The sequence below is a fragment of the Bradyrhizobium sp. ERR14 genome, assembly GCF_014198235.1.
In the GTDB taxonomy this organism is placed as follows: Bacteria; Pseudomonadota; Alphaproteobacteria; order Rhizobiales; family Xanthobacteraceae; genus Bradyrhizobium.
In genome coordinates, this window is record NZ_JACIHD010000001.1 from 261,582 (window position 1) to 275,520 (window position 13,939).

General features: G+C 64.1%; 16 protein-coding genes. 8 read left to right on the forward strand and 8 right to left on the reverse strand.

The features are described from left to right. Positions 1-54: 54 nt before the first annotated feature. Positions 55-528, forward strand: coding sequence for a hypothetical protein (locus GGD62_RS01280; RefSeq protein ID WP_179730691.1), 474 nt, complete (start codon positions 55-57; stop codon positions 526-528). Positions 529-634: 106 nt separating this feature from the next. On the opposite strand, the gene ppx is transcribed toward GGD62_RS01280, so the two are convergent. From ppx to GGD62_RS01300, 4 genes are all read right to left on the reverse strand, one after another. Beyond that, a complete protein-coding gene (gene ppx, locus GGD62_RS01285) occupies positions 635-2,137 on the reverse strand; it encodes an exopolyphosphatase (protein ID WP_179730690.1) in 1,503 nt (500 codons plus the stop codon). A 15-nt stretch (positions 2,138-2,152) separates the two neighbouring features. Beyond that, entirely contained in the window at positions 2,153-4,345 is a 2,193-nt protein-coding gene (locus tag GGD62_RS01290; protein ID WP_183707565.1) for an RNA degradosome polyphosphate kinase, read from the reverse strand. A 157-nt stretch (positions 4,346-4,502) separates the two neighbouring features. Further along, positions 4,503-5,180 carry a DnaA ATPase domain-containing protein gene (locus GGD62_RS01295; protein ID WP_179730689.1) on the reverse strand — a complete coding sequence of 226 codons (678 nt, stop codon included), beginning with the start codon at positions 5,178-5,180 and terminating at the stop codon, positions 4,503-4,505. Positions 5,181-5,272: 92 nt separating this feature from the next. Beyond that, a complete protein-coding gene (locus GGD62_RS01300; RefSeq protein WP_025035876.1) occupies positions 5,273-5,815 on the reverse strand; it encodes a CDP-alcohol phosphatidyltransferase family protein in 543 nt (180 codons plus the stop codon). Between the two features lie 157 nt (positions 5,816-5,972). Between GGD62_RS01300 and purM the strand changes: the two genes are divergently transcribed. Further along, on the forward strand, positions 5,973-7,046 hold the full coding sequence (gene purM, locus GGD62_RS01305; RefSeq protein ID WP_183237155.1) for a phosphoribosylformylglycinamidine cyclo-ligase: 1,074 nt from the start codon (positions 5,973-5,975) through the stop codon (positions 7,044-7,046). 14 nt (positions 7,047-7,060) lie between these two features. Next, positions 7,061-7,714, forward strand: coding sequence for a phosphoribosylglycinamide formyltransferase (purN, locus tag GGD62_RS01310; protein ID WP_177236945.1), 654 nt, complete (start codon positions 7,061-7,063; stop codon positions 7,712-7,714). Positions 7,715-7,725: 11 nt separating this feature from the next. Here purN and GGD62_RS01315 read toward each other — a convergent pair whose 3' ends face one another. From GGD62_RS01315 to GGD62_RS01325, 3 genes are all read right to left on the reverse strand, one after another. Then, positions 7,726-8,082 carry a DUF6678 family protein gene (locus GGD62_RS01315; RefSeq protein WP_183706858.1) on the reverse strand — a complete coding sequence of 119 codons (357 nt, stop codon included), beginning with the start codon at positions 8,080-8,082 and terminating at the stop codon, positions 7,726-7,728. Further along, positions 8,079-8,495, reverse strand: coding sequence for a type II toxin-antitoxin system VapC family toxin (locus GGD62_RS01320; protein WP_018317527.1), 417 nt, complete (start codon positions 8,493-8,495; stop codon positions 8,079-8,081). The genes GGD62_RS01315 and GGD62_RS01320 overlap by 4 nt, the downstream gene beginning before the upstream one ends. 435 nt (positions 8,496-8,930) lie before the next feature. Next, positions 8,931-9,137 (reverse strand): cold-shock protein, encoded by a 207-nt coding sequence (locus GGD62_RS01325; protein WP_007591938.1) that lies wholly within the window; start codon positions 9,135-9,137, stop codon positions 8,931-8,933. Positions 9,138-9,516: 379 nt separating this feature from the next. On the opposite strand from GGD62_RS01325, the gene GGD62_RS01330 reads away from it, so the two are divergent. Next, the gene (locus tag GGD62_RS01330; RefSeq protein WP_183706859.1) at positions 9,517-10,665 is read left to right on the forward strand and encodes an autotransporter outer membrane beta-barrel domain-containing protein; all 1,149 of its coding nucleotides are present in this window, start codon (positions 9,517-9,519) and stop codon (positions 10,663-10,665) included. 111 nt (positions 10,666-10,776) lie between these two features. Here GGD62_RS01330 and GGD62_RS01335 read toward each other — a convergent pair whose 3' ends face one another. After that, complete coding sequence (locus tag GGD62_RS01335) at positions 10,777-11,817, reverse strand: LysR family transcriptional regulator (RefSeq protein WP_179730686.1); 1,041 nt, start codon at positions 11,815-11,817, stop codon at positions 10,777-10,779. Between the two features lie 71 nt (positions 11,818-11,888). On the opposite strand from GGD62_RS01335, the gene GGD62_RS01340 reads away from it, so the two are divergent. From GGD62_RS01340 to GGD62_RS01355, 4 genes are read left to right on the forward strand one after another with little or no spacing between them, the layout of a single operon-like run. Beyond that, a complete protein-coding gene (locus tag GGD62_RS01340) occupies positions 11,889-12,506 on the forward strand; it encodes a hypothetical protein (RefSeq protein ID WP_018317523.1) in 618 nt (205 codons plus the stop codon). Further along, complete coding sequence (locus GGD62_RS01345) at positions 12,493-13,113, forward strand: GNAT family N-acetyltransferase (protein WP_018317522.1); 621 nt, start codon at positions 12,493-12,495, stop codon at positions 13,111-13,113. The genes GGD62_RS01340 and GGD62_RS01345 overlap by 14 nt, the downstream gene beginning before the upstream one ends. Before the next feature lie 25 nt (positions 13,114-13,138). After that, entirely contained in the window at positions 13,139-13,702 is a 564-nt protein-coding gene (locus GGD62_RS01350; RefSeq protein ID WP_018317521.1) for an isochorismatase family protein, read from the forward strand. Positions 13,703-13,732: 30 nt separating this feature from the next. Next, the gene (locus GGD62_RS01355; protein WP_162832232.1) at positions 13,733-13,903 is read left to right on the forward strand and encodes a hypothetical protein; all 171 of its coding nucleotides are present in this window, start codon (positions 13,733-13,735) and stop codon (positions 13,901-13,903) included. Positions 13,904-13,939 lie beyond the last annotated feature (36 nt).

Sequence of the window (13,939 nt, forward strand, 5' to 3'; positions counted from 1 at the left end):
CTTATCGCGGGGCGCAACAGCCAAGGCTGTTCTGAACTACGCAGGAGCAAAGTCGTGAAATTGAGCAGACTCTTGTGCACACTGCTGGGCAGTGTCATTGCGGCGCTTGCTCTCGTGCAGCCCGCGCTTTCCCACAGTGGAACGGCGCAGGATCCTTGGAGCCCCGCGCACATTGACATGCTCCCGGACGAAATCCGCGCAGACGTGCAGAAATGGAACGCTACGTGCGGGGGCTCGATAGCGGCCGCCCAACATTTTGCGCTCTATCTGACCGTGCCAGGCGCCGAGTTCGTGGCCCTTCACTTCGACGATTTTCAATGCCGCAGCAGAGCCGTTCTTTGCAATTCCGCGGGATGTCTTCACGAAGTGTATGTCGCGACGGCCGGCCGATACCGCCGCGTGCTCACGGTGCGCACCTATGACATCCGACTATCATCCGTCAACAACCAGGCCTTCGTCGAGCTCCTCGACCGCAACGGAACCAGCCGGAAGCTGCGCTGGAATGGCAGCCGATTCGTCGCGAAGTAGATGTCGGTGCAGATGCCTGTCGCTTGCACCTGTCTCGTTGCGCTTTAGTTTATTGTTAGAGCATGATCTTTTCGGAGAACCGCTACGCACTTTTCCGGATCATGCGCTAGCGCCGCACGATCGAGCCGGCGCGGCTGACCAGGCGGGCGAGTGCGCGGAAGCGGCTGCCGACGCGGTCGGCGACGAGGTCGCCGAGGCGATGCTCGAACACCAGCATCAGCTTGCGGCCCTGGCTGCGGAAATGCGTGGCCGGCAGCACGCCAGGGCGCGCCGCCGAGATCAGATGCGCGACGCGGAACGCAGCGCCCAAGAGGCGCGCGCGCTCGAGCTGCGCCGGCGTCAGCAGCTCCTGCATGGTAACCGGTGGCTGGTTTTCCTCGCTCAGGCCCGCATAGCGATAGAACACCGACAGGCCGACGAAGGCGCGCTCGGTGTGGGTGATCGCGCCGAAATTGCCGTTGACGACGAGGCTCAGAGTCTGCTCGCCGCGGTGATCGGGATGCACGCGCCAGCCGATATCGGACAGCAGGCACGCGGTGTGGCGCAAGCGGCGGTCCTCCTCGGTCTCGCGCAGCTTCACCACGCGCGCGAGGCGGTCGGTCCAGGCGATCAGCTCGTGGGCGTGCTTGGCCGAGCGCGACAGCAGCTGGTTCAGCTCTTCCGCGGCGCAGATCAGGCCGTCCTTGTTGCGTTCCGGTTCCGACAGCTTCTCGTGCAGAAGGCCCTCGCGCACGCCGAAGGTCGAGAACACGATCGTCTTCGGCTTTGCCACCCGGATGATGTGCTCGAGCACCAACGCCGCATAGGTGAGGAGCGGGCGCCGCGCATCGGCGACGATCTCGATGTCGGCGAGCATGTCCGCGGCCGCAAGCCGACGCAGACGGCGCGAAAAGTCGAGCGCTTCAGCCGCGGACAGCGAATAGCCGTGCATCACCTGGAGCGGATAGCCGCTCTGGATGATGTGGATGCGCGCCAGCGCACGCCAGGTGCCGCCGACCGCATAGAAAGTCCGGCCGCGGCCCGCGGTGAGCTGTGGCACCTCGTCGATCGCCTCGCGCACGATGCGGTCGGCGCGCTTGAGCGATTTGTGCGCGAGGTCCTGGAGCGCGAGCCCGCCGAGCGGCAGCGTCACGCCGCTACGCACGCTGTTCCTGCGCACGTCGATCAGTTCGAGCGAGCCGCCGCCGAGATCGCCGACGATGCCGTCGGGATGATGGATGCCGGAGATCACGCCGAGCGCCGACAGCCGCGCCTCGCGCGGACCCGACAGGATCTCGATCTTCACCGCGCAAATGCGCTCGGCCTTCGCGATGAAGTCGGGGCCGTTGGAGGCATCGCGGCAGGCCGCGGTCGCGATCGCGAACACGCGCCCAACCTGCATCACGCGGCACAACGCGCGAAAGCGCCTCAACGAGGTCAGCGCCTTGTCGACGGCGTCGGGCGCGAGCAGGCCGGTGCTCTGCACCTCGCGTCCGAGGCCGCACAGCGTCTTCTCGTTGAAGATCGGAATGAGGCTCCGTGTCAGCCCCTCGTAGACGACGAGACGGACCGAGTTGGAACCAATATCGATGACCGCGACGCTCGAGCCGCGCTTGCGCGGCCGCTTCACGCCGAACATCCCCGATCAGGATTGATGGCGTTCGTTCCGGCGCGTAAGACGACGCGGCGAGGATTCCTTGAGCGACTTTCCACGGCCAGACAGACTCGGATTTGTCATGAAGTAGTTGTGGACGTTGAAAGGCTCTTCGCCCTTCGCGGTCTTCATACGCGTTGAGGACCCGTCCGGCAACAATTGCCAGCTCTGCTCATTGTCCTTGAGATTCGCGACCATGATCTGTTCGAGAACCTGCTGATGCACCGTGGGATTTTGCAGCGGACACAGCACCTCGACGCGGCGGTCGAGGTTGCGCGGCATCATGTCGGCGGAGGAGATATACACAGCCGCTTTGGCGCTCGGCAGACCCTGGCCCATGCCGAAGCAGTAGATTCGGCCGTGTTCCAGGAAGCGTCCGATGATCGACTTGACGCGGATGTTCTCGGACAGGCCGGGAATGCCGGGGCGCAGGCAACAGATACCGCGCACCACGAGCTCGACCTGCACGCCGGCCTGGGAGGCCTCGTAGAGCGCGTCGATGATGTCGGGGTCGACCAGCGCATTCATCTTCATCCAGACCGCGCCGTGGCGGCCGTGGCGCGCATGCGCGGTCTCGCCCTGGATGTGCTCGATGATGCGCTTGCGCAAGGTCAGCGGTGACACCGCCATTTTTTCCAGATCGCTCGGCGCGGCGTAGCCGGTGATGAAATTGAACACGCGCGCGGCATCGCGGCCGATGGTCGGATCGGAGGTGAAGTAGGAGAGGTCGGTGTAGATGCGCGCGGTGACCGGATGATAATTGCCGGTGCCGGTATGGACGTAAGTCGTGAGGCTGCCGCCCTCGCGACGCACCACCATCGAGAGTTTTGCGTGCGTCTTCAGTTCGAGGAAGCCGTAGACAACCTGCACGCCGGCGCGTTCGAGATCGCGTGCCCAGCGGATGTTGGCTTCCTCGTCGAAGCGCGCCTTCAGCTCGATCAACGCGGTGACGGATTTGCCGGCCTCGGCGGCTTCCGCCAGCGCGCGCACGATCGGCGAGTTGTTGGAGGTGCGGTAGAGCGTCTGCTTGATCGCGACGACATCGGGGTCGCGCGTCGCCTGCTGCAGGAACTGCACCACCACGTCGAAGGATTCGTAGGGGTGATGGACCACGAGGTCCTTCTGCCGGATCGCGGCGAAGATGTCGCCGCCATGCTCACGTACGCGCTCGGGATGGCGCGGTACGTAAGGGGTGAATTCGAGGTCGGGCCGGTCGAGGCGCGTGAGTTGCGAGAGCTCGTTCATCGCCTGCACGCCGTCGACCAGGAACACCTCGTCGTCGGCGGCCGACAGCGCGTGCTGCACGAAGCTGCGCAGCTCCTCCGGCATCTTGGCATCGATCTCGAGCCGGATCACCGACCCGCGGCGGCGGCGCTTCAGCGCGGTCTCGAACAGGCGGACGAGGTCTTCGGCCTCTTCCTCGATTTCGAGCTCGGAGTCGCGGATGATGCGGAAGGCGCCTTGGCCGTGCAGATTGTAGCCGGGGAACAGGCGGTTGATGAACAGGGCGGTCGCCTGCTCCAGCGAGATCAGCCGGACCACCTTGCCGTCGGCCGGCAGGCGGATGAAGCGGTCGATCTTGCCGGGCATGCGGATCAACGCGTTCATCTGCTTGCCGTCGGCGGCGCGCGTGAGCTGGAGCGCGATGGTGAAGCCGAGGCTCGGGATGAACGGGAAGGGGTGGGCCGGGTCGATCGCCAGCGGCGTCAGCAGCGGAAACACGTTGCTGAGGAAATAGTCCTCGATCCAGGTCCGTTCCGCCTTGGTGACGTCCTTGCCGTCGACCAGGACGATGCCGACATCGGCCAGAGTGCCGCGCAAATCGCGCCAGATCGCCTGCTGGTCGGAGGCGAGTTCGGAGACGGTGCGGTTGATCAGGGCGAGCTGCTCGGATGGCGTCAGGCCGTCGGGGCTGCGTTCGGCAATGCCCTCGCGCACCTGCGCCTTGATTCCGGCGACGCGAACCATGAAGAACTCGTCGAGGTTATTTGCGGAAATCGACAGGAATCGCACCCGCTCCAGCATGGGATGGCTGGGATTGACCGATTCCTCCAGGACGCGTCGGTTGAAATGCAGCCAGGAAAGCTCGCGGTTGATGAATCGCTCGGGACTCGATGCGATCGCCGGCAGGCTCTCGGGCTCTGGGGCTTTTTCTTTAGTTTCAATAGCTTGCGCAGAGTCCATCAGAAGTCGGTCCATCCAGTTCGCCCCAATTTGCGACTTATGCGCAAAACCGGCCGGAGCATGTGTTAGAGCGATGACGTCTCGATGACATTGATGTTCCGCCGCTTCGCCGCGTCAAGCGGGCTCGCGTAGGCCTTGGGCGCGGCCGCGCGACCGATCAAGCGTCCCGCAGCAGCTCGGCGGCCAGCGCCCGGGTGACCGGGCGGCCAAGTCGCAGGGCTTCGCTGTCGAGCAATTCCACGGCTTGGCGGGCGGCGGCCGAGGACCGCTCCAGGCGCGTGGCGAGGTAGCCGACCACGCTCTCGTCCACGGTGAGCTGGCGGTCGGCGCAGAATTTGACGATCAGGCCGCGGAAGAGCTGGTCGTCGGGCGGCAGCAACGCGACCACCGGAACGGCGCGCAGACGCGAGCGCAGGTCGCGAAGCTCGATCTCCAGCGAGGCCGGCACCTCGCGTCCGGTGAACAGAATGTAGGCGCCATCCTCGCGGGCGAGGTTCATCAGGTGGAAAAGGGCGCGTTCGTCAAATTCCCTGGCCTTGAGATCCTCGACCACCAGCGCACCGGTGGCGAGCGTGCCCGGAACGCCCGCAGCGGTCAGCGCATTGGCCGTGGTGGAGCGGGCGCCGGCCTCCTCGGCCCAGATCGCGGCGAGATGGCTCTTGCCGCTTCCTTCCGGGCCGGCCAGCCACATGATCCGGTTCGGCCATTCCGGCCAGCTGTCGATCAGGCCGAGGCCGGCTGCATTGGCCGGTCCCTCGAGGAAATTGTCCCGGCTGAGGCTCTCCGCATGCGGAAGCGAAAACGCCAATTGTCGGGGGTGAACGCGGCCTGGCACGCTTGCTTTGCTCCATGCCGGCGCGCCGGCGTCATTTGAAGAGATCGGACGTATCGAGCGGGAGTTGGCCTTTTACGGGGCCGCATCCCCTCTCATTTGGCCTCGATCGTACTCATGTGCCGCAGCCATTCGACCAGATAGAGCGACACGGAGGAGAGCGTGAAGACCGTGACGAGGCCCATCAGGATGATATCATAAGGGGCCGGCTTGAAGCCGAAGGCAAGCGCCGCCAGCACGAGCGCCGCGAACGCCACTTGTGCCACCGTATTGAGCTTGGACACTTTCGACGGCTTCATCTCGACGGGCCGGTCGAACAGCCAGGACACGATCACGGCGGCGACGATCATGATGTCGCGCGAGACCACCAGGATCACGATCCAGCGCGGAATTGCGCCCCAGATGCCGAGCGCCATGTAGATCGAGACGAGCAGCGCCTTGTCCGCGAGCGGGTCGAGCAGGGCGCCGAGCTCGCTCGTCATGTTGAAGCGCTTGGCCAGGAAGCCGTCCACGGCGTCGCTGATACCGGCGATCAGGAAGACGGCGAACGCGACCTCCATTTGGCTCGACACGATGGCCCAGACGATGATCGGGACCAGCATGATGCGGCCCAGGGTAATGATGTTCGGAATACTCACGAAAGCGCTTCCCGGCACCCGGTCTGACCTCGAATCCGGCCTCTCGGGAGGCTGAACCGGTTGATATCTCTACATAGTATACGGCGGTGCGCCATGCGAGCCATTGCGCGTCCCCGGAATTCGACGTAACCAGCCGCGAACCCACTGGAAATCGGGCATGACCGACCGCAAAAACGGCCTCACTTACGCCGATTCAGGCGTCGATATCGATGCGGGCAACCGCCTGGTCGACCTGATCAAGCCGATGGTGCGCGCCACCGCACGGCCGGGCGCCGACGCCGAGATCGGCGGTTTCGGCGGCCTATTCGACCTCAAGGCGGCCGGTTTCAAGGATCCGGTCCTCGTGGCGGCGACCGACGGCGTCGGCACCAAGGTCAAGATCGCGATCGAGACCGGCCTGCATGGCGGGATCGGCATCGACCTCGTCGCCATGAGCGTCAACGACCTCGTGGTGCAGGGCGCCGAGCCGCTGTTCTTCCTGGATTATTTCGCTTGCGGCAAGCTCGATCCGGAGGCAACGGCCTCGATCGTCGCGGGCGTCGCGGAGGGCTGCCGCGAATCCGGCTGCGCCCTGATCGGCGGCGAGACCGCCGAGATGCCCGGCCTCTACAAGGACGGCGATTACGACCTCGGCGGGTTTGCCGTCGGTGCCGCGGAGCGAGGGACGTTGCTGCCGCGCAAGGACATCGCGGCCGGCGACGCCGTCATTGGCCTCGCCTCATCGGGGGTGCATTCGAACGGCTTCTCGCTGGTGCGCAAGATCGTGGAACAATCGGGCCTCGGCTTCGAGGCGCCGGCGCCGTTCGCCCCGGTCATGACCCTTGGCGGCGCGCTGCTGACGCCGACGAAGCTCTACGTCAAATCCTGCCTGCGCGCGATCCGCGAGACCGGCGCGGTGAAGGGCCTTGCCCACATCACCGGCGGCGGCTTCACCGACAACATTCCGCGCGTGCTGCCGAGCAACCTCGGCGTCGGCATCGATCTGGCGCGCCTGCCGGTGCTGCCGGTGTTCAAATGGCTGGCGGCGCAGGCCGGCATCGCGGAGCTGGAGATGCTGCGCACCTTCAACTGCGGCATCGGCATGATCGCGATCGTCGAGCCCGACAAGGTCGACGAGGTCGTGCAGGTCTTCACCGACGCCGGCGAGACCGTGGCGCAGCTCGGCACCGTGATCCCGGCCGAGGGCGAGCACCGCGTCGTCTATAACGGCCATCTCGACATGGCGCTGTGATGACCGGCGCTGTGATGAAGCGCCGCGTCGCCATCCTGATCTCCGGCCGCGGCTCCAACATGTCCGCGCTGATCAGGGCCGCCACTGCTGCGGATTTCCCGGCGGAGATCTCGCTCGTCATTTCGAACAAAGCCGATGCGCTCGGGCTCGAGCGGGCCAAGGCGGCCGGCGTGAACACGCTGGTGATCGAGAGCAAGCCGTTCGGCAAGGACCGCGCCGGCTTCGAAAAGGTGCTGCAGGCGGCGCTCGACCAGCATGGGATCGAGCTGATTTGCCTCGGCGGCTTCATGCGCCTGTTCACGGCCGAGTTCACCAGGGCCTGGTACGGGCGGATGCTCAACATCCATCCCTCGCTGCTGCCGTCCTTCCCCGGCCTCGACCCGCACGGCCAGGCCTTGCGCGCCGGCGTCAAGCTATCGGGCGCGACGGTGCACTTCGTCATCCCCGAGACCGATGCCGGTCCGATCGTGATGCAGGGCGCGGTTCCCGTCAGCGATCACGACACGGGGGATACGCTGTCGGAGCGCATCCTCGAAGTCGAGCACCGCATCTATCCCGAAGCGCTGCGGCTGCTCGCGACCGGCAAGGTCCGGATCGAGGGCGATGTGTGCAAGACGGACGGAAGCTCCGCGTCGGAGAATTTTCTGGTTGCGCCGGTGGTGAGCTGAGTCGATCCGGCTTACTCGATATAGTCTGCCGCCTCGCCATTGCGGACATATCCGTAGATGCGAAAACCCGCAGTGGTCTTCTCTCCGACAAACCGGATCCGTTTCAGGATCGCGCGGACACGCTCGCGCTGAGGCGTCGTTTCGACGGACAGTTCAGCCCATTCCATCCAATTCCATCCTGCGCTCATCCAGTGATAGAACCATTCACCATCCCAATGGCTCAGGTTTCCGGTTTCCAGGTTTCGGCAGCGGAATCGAGGTCGACAGGGCGGGGGAAGATCGAGCACGGCCTTCCACAGTTCGCGCCATTTGGCGTCATTAGCGACCGCGTAATATTCCGACGGTTGGATCTTCGGTCTATCGCTCACGGCGCGGCGAACGGATCGAGCGTCGCTACGCCGGTCGATTCAATGTCGGCAATGTTGCGCGTCACCAGTGTCAGGCCGTGGACCTTGGCAGTGGCGGCGAGCAGGCTGTCAATAAGCGGCAGTGGATTGGGAATTCCAAGGAGGGCCCAAGTCTCGGCGATGGTCTCATCGATGGGTAGAACCCGATCAGCGAGTCGGGTTCTCATCTGAGAGAACCATCGGTCGAGGGATTTCGCCTGGAGAGGATCATTTCGCCTTTTCAGCTCGATGCCCCGGCGAATTTCAGCCAGAACTAAGACACTGGTACCGATCTCCCCCGCTGGCGTCTGATTAACCCAACGAATGACATTTGGGTCGGCGCGCTCGCGCTTGCGTATTTCGGAGATGACGTTGGTATCGACCAGAAACCTCACAAGTCAAGCTCTCGCCAGCCGTCGCGCCTTGGCCGATCGAAGACACCGTCGAATGCTTCATCGGGAAGCTCGGAGCCGAAGACGTCGAAGGCTGTCTTGACGCCGGGATTTTGGAGGGCGCTAGCAAGCGTTGATCGAAGTGCTGCGGCTCGCTCCGGTTCGTCGCGCAGGGTTTCGGCCAATGCACGTATGAGGCCCGCGTCTTTCTTAGCAGCTTGGACTTCGACCCTAACCAGACCCCGCGCCGCAGCGCGGCGCCGATGGGTCCGGGTTGCCTTTCGCTGGGACTTTGTTGCCACGTCATGCTCCGCAATTTCCGGTAATATAACCGGAAATTGTCGGAAGGTCCAATGGATAAGCAGGGAGCCCAAAACAAAATCCCCCGGCAGAGCCGGGGGCAACGTCATGGTCTCTCGCGTGTAGCCTTGAGAGAATTCAGGAGACCTTGAGGTTCTCCGCGGATGCCTTGCCGCGGTTCTCCACGAGGTCGTATTCAACCACCTGGTTCTCGTTGAGGGTCGAAAGTCCGGCACGCTCGACGGCGGAGATGTGGACGAACACGTCCTTGTCGCTGCCGTTCGGCTTGATGAACCCATAGCCCTTGGTCGGGTTGAACCATTTGACGGTGCCCTTTTGCGGCATCCTCAGTCTCCTCCACTAGATATAAAAAAGACGCGGCCGCTTTTCGCGTGCCACGCCACAAACGGGCTTCCGGGAGTCTGTTCGAGTCTTGAATCTCAATGTCGCGAAACGCACAGCAGAGCGGCCAATTCCGATTGTGTCCAACATTGCAACATGAAAATCGCCCGTTAGCAAGCTGCGGTTAAATTTCAAGGGCAGACGGATTGTGCCGTTCTCCAATTTCCGACCTGTGGCCGCGGAACCACAATCGAGGGCAATAGCCTCGGTGACCGCGGGCTAAGCGGTTGACCCTCCGTGGCAGTTCGGCACAAATCGCGACATGCGTGCGCCGCGCGTGTTGCATTTTTGCGCGCCGCCATTTGCTTCGGGATTTGTCGTCATGTGCTGCACATCGCAGCCGTCCGGGACACGGCAGACGATCGGGCTGGACCGCGTCCGCAGGGTCGCGGCAGCGATCGCGGCGGCGTTTGCGATCGTCGTGATGATGTCGGCCACGTCGCCGGTCTTCGCGCAAAGCCCGACGCCTACGCCGACCCCGACACCGACACCGACGCCCACGCCGTCACCCACCCCGATCCCGTCCCCGTCGGCCGGCAACGCTGCGCTCGATCTCGGCTCGAACTTCCTGGAGCGGCTCGGCAACCAGGCGTCGAACGGTTTCAACCGGACATTCCGCACCAATCCCGGCGGCGGCGGCGCGTCCGCCAGCACTGAAGATCCGCGCTACCGCACCTGGTTCGAGGGCTACGGCATCTCGGTCCGGACCGATGCGCAAGGCGACTTCGTCGGCGACCGGCGCAAGACGGTTGGCGGCGTCGCCGGCTTCGGCGCGCGCGTGGCCCCGGGCGTCAATCTCGGCTTTTCCGTCGACCAGAGCCATACCGACATCGACGTGCCGCTGGCGCTGCAATCGGCCACGCTCGACCTGACGCAAATCGGCTTCAACGGCTCGGTCGACAAGGGGCCATGGACGTGGGCTTTTGCCGTGGTGCACGGTTTCGGCAAGGTCCGTTCCAGCCGCGACACCGGCCTTGGCCTTGCGACCGCGGGCTATCGCGCCGCGGTCGACGGCGCGCTGACCGAGATCAGCTATCACTGGACCAAGGACCAGATGCGCATCGTGCCCAAAGGCGCACTGGAATATGTGCGCGCCACCAGTGCGGCGTTCCAGGAGGCCGGCGGCCTCGATCCGCTCAAGGTCGGCTCGACGGCGCTCTCACGCGCACGCATCATGATCGGGGCCGAGATCGGCCGCTACTTCATCATCGACCAGAAGATCCTGGACCTGTCCGGCTACGGCAAGTTCGTCGACAATTTCCACCAGGATCTGGGCTCAGTCGAGGTCAGCCTCGGCGCTCAGAACATCGTCGTTCCCGGCATCGGCGAGAGCCGTTACGGCGTGGATGCCGGTGCCTCGGCTTCGCTCAGCTTGACCAGCGTGGCGCGGCTTTATGTCAATTACGACGGCAAGTTCCGCAACGAGCTGACCTCGCACCAGGGCACGGTCGGCTTCGAATATCGCTGGTAGGCGCAGCCTCCTAAAGCGCGATGCGATTAGGATGAATCGCCATCGCGCTTTAGGTTGTTGTTTGAGCATGATCTTTTCGGAAAACCGCTGCGCACTTTTCCGGATCATGCTTTAGGTCGGCGTCGCCGCGACGTATCCCGTCAATCCAAAACCCTCGCGCGCCGCCGTCATCATCGGCACCAGCGCGTTCGGATGGATGAACTCGTCGCGGAAGCAGGGATAGGTCTTGGGATCGAAGATCTTCTTCAGCCAGTCGACCACGATCTTGTGGCGCTCGGAGGTGCGGAATTCCCGGTGATAGGTGAGCCAGAGATCGGCGTGGTGGCTGACGCCGAGATCGACGGCGATCAGCGGCGCGCCGAGCGCGGTCGAGACCGTCGGCAGGAAGCCGATGCCGGCGCCGCGCTCGACTGCATAGAGCACGCCGACCGAGGAATTGGTCTTGATCCCAACGATGCCCTCGAGCGACTTCAGTCCGAGCACGCGCGCGTAGGCGCCGTCGTCGACCTGCGGCGCGCTCTGCTTGATGATGCGGTGGTTCTTCAGGTCGGCTAGGGTCGCCGGCACGCCGTAGAGGTTTTCGTACTCCTTGGAGACGAAGGGATAGATGTGCAGACGGCCTAGCTTGGCGACGATCAGATCCGGATTGGTCGGTGGTTCGAGCTGGATCGCGATGTCCGATTCAAGCCGTGCGACGTCGGCCTGCTCCATCGCGCAGCGCAGATCGACGGTGATCCTGCGGTAGGTCTTCTGGAAGTCGATCAGTCGCGGCAGGATCCAGAAATTGCCCGGGCCTTCCGTCACCGCGACGCGCACGGTGCCTGAGGTGTCGTTCGACGACCGCGCGGCGCGCCGGAAGACGTTGAAGGCATGACGCTCCATATGTGCAACGTCGGCGATCATCGCGGTGCCTTCATCGCTGAGCGTGAGCCCGCTCTGGTCGCGCAGGAACAGCTTGCAGCCGATGCTCTCTTCGAGCCGGTCGACGCGGCGCATCAGCGTGGTCGAGGTGAGCCCGAGCTCCTCGGCGGCATTGCGAAAACTTTTATACTTTGCGCACGCTAAAAACAGTTTCAAATCGTCCCAGGACGCGCCCAGGACTTCTTCACGGTGCTGCGTCATCGCAGCACCCCGGTGCAATAACTGCTGCATACTCCTGATCCCCAGCCGCTAAGCTCGTCGGCGTAGCGGGGCACGAAAGTCTCGAACGATAGAGGCGTGACATGGGTATGGAAAGGGGCTCGTTTGCCGCAAGGCATGATTTCGACGCCTTGCCGCTGAGCCCGGATGTGGATGTCCGCTGCGCGCAATTGTCCGAAATTGCGCCGCTTTCGCAGATGGCGCACCGGCTGGTGCCGGGCGTGCGGATCGGGACAGCCGAGCTTGCGCATTACTTCACGTTCGATCCCCAGAGCATCCTGACGTTCAGCCGGAAGGGCGATCTCGTCGGCGGCATGGCCTTCCTGTTTCTCAATGACCGCGGGCACGATGCGCTGCTGCTCGACGAGATCTGCCTCACCGCGCCCGAGACGCGCTATCTCGCTTCCGCGAACGAAGAGGTCGCTGCCATCTACATCTGGGCGATCGCGGCGACGGGACGCGGTATCGCCGGTCTCGGCAAGGCTGCAGCACATCTACGACAGCTAAGGTTCCGCAGCGCCGATTGCTATGCGCAGCCGTCAACGGTGGCCGGACGCGACATCATGAAGGCGACCGGCTTTGCGCCGGTCCCGAGCTTCCAGCCCGACCTCTGGTGCTACGAGCGGCCCTGGCATCGCCAGCCGCTGCGCATGCCGGGCGCGATCATCCAAGCAAGGAGTTTTGCAGATGCACGGTACTAGGATCCCTGTCGCCCAGCCCTGTTCCCGCGCCATCACCATCCGCCTTGCGCGCGATCCAAGCGATCTCATGCTGGTCACCGCCATTCGCTCGGCGGTCTATCTCGCCGAGCAGGATTGTCCGTTCGAGGAGGAGTTCGACGGCAACGACATGGTCGCGGCCCATTTCATCGGCTTCGTCGGCAACGAGCCCGCAGGCTGCCTGCGGGTGCGCTTCTTCGGCGATTTCGCCAAGGTGGAGCGGCTCGCGGTCCGTCACCAATACCGGCGCTCGCGCGTCTCGTTCAAGCTGGTGCAGGCCAGCGTCGACTATGTGAAGCGCAAGGGCTTTCGCAAGATCTACGGCCAGGCACAGGACAGGCTGGTCGATTTCTGGGCCCATTTCGGCGCCAAGCCGCTCGGCCACAATCGCAAGATCACATTCTCGGATTTTTCCTACACGGAAATGCTGCTGGAGATCGAGCCGGGCCCCGACGCGATCACGCTGGACAGCGATCCCTACGTGATCATCCGCCCCGAAGGCGATTGGGACCGGCCGGGCGTGCTCGACGCCTCGGCGGGGCGGGCGGTGACTTCACCGCTGCGGGATCTCGCGCTCGCCGACCGTTGAAACTGGTGCAGCTCTGCGCAAGACAATGCTGGCTTCCATCCACGATGATCCGCCGATCCTGATTTGCGCGGATCTCCAGGTCGAGTATCTGACCCCTGGGCGCCGCCACGTCGTCCTCGACGGCGACGCCGTCACGACGCGCTGCCTGGAACTGCTGACCTTGTGGCGGGGCAATCTCTGGCCGGTGATGCATCTGAAGCGCATCGCGCAGGCGGCGTGGTTCAATCCGGCATCGAGGCTGACCGATTGGATCGCGGAGACCAAGCCGCGGCCGGGAGAGATGACGTTCGACCATCCGCTGCCGTCGGCCTACAGCTCGTCGCGGTTTGTGGACTACATGTCCAATATCCGGACCGTGCGCTGCATTCTGATCGGTTTTTCCCTGGACGAGACCATCCTGGCCACCGCAGCCGAAGGGTTTCACCGCAGCCATCGCTACCAGGTCGTCGCTGACGCCGTGGCTTGCCGGCAGCCGGGTACGGGCGATTCCGCCGCCTATAAGCATGCGGTAGTGAATGTCATCGGGAATTTTGCTACAATCCAGTCCAGCGCCGAACTGATCAGAACCAGCGGCGCCGTTGCGGTGTAGGCGGCCGCGGCCGGCGGATGGGGTGAGAGATTGTCACGGGGAGACGAGCTCAAGGAGCTGGCGAGCGATCTGTCGCGTGCGGCCGAGAGGGCGCGCGGGCTTGGTTTGCCGACGACGGTCTATCTGCTCTCGATGGCGCTGGTGGAGGTGAGGGAGGCCGCTGCCGGCACTGACGACGGGCATGACGACGACGCGGCATGAGAGATGCTCCACATGTTGCTTCGTCATGAGCGGATT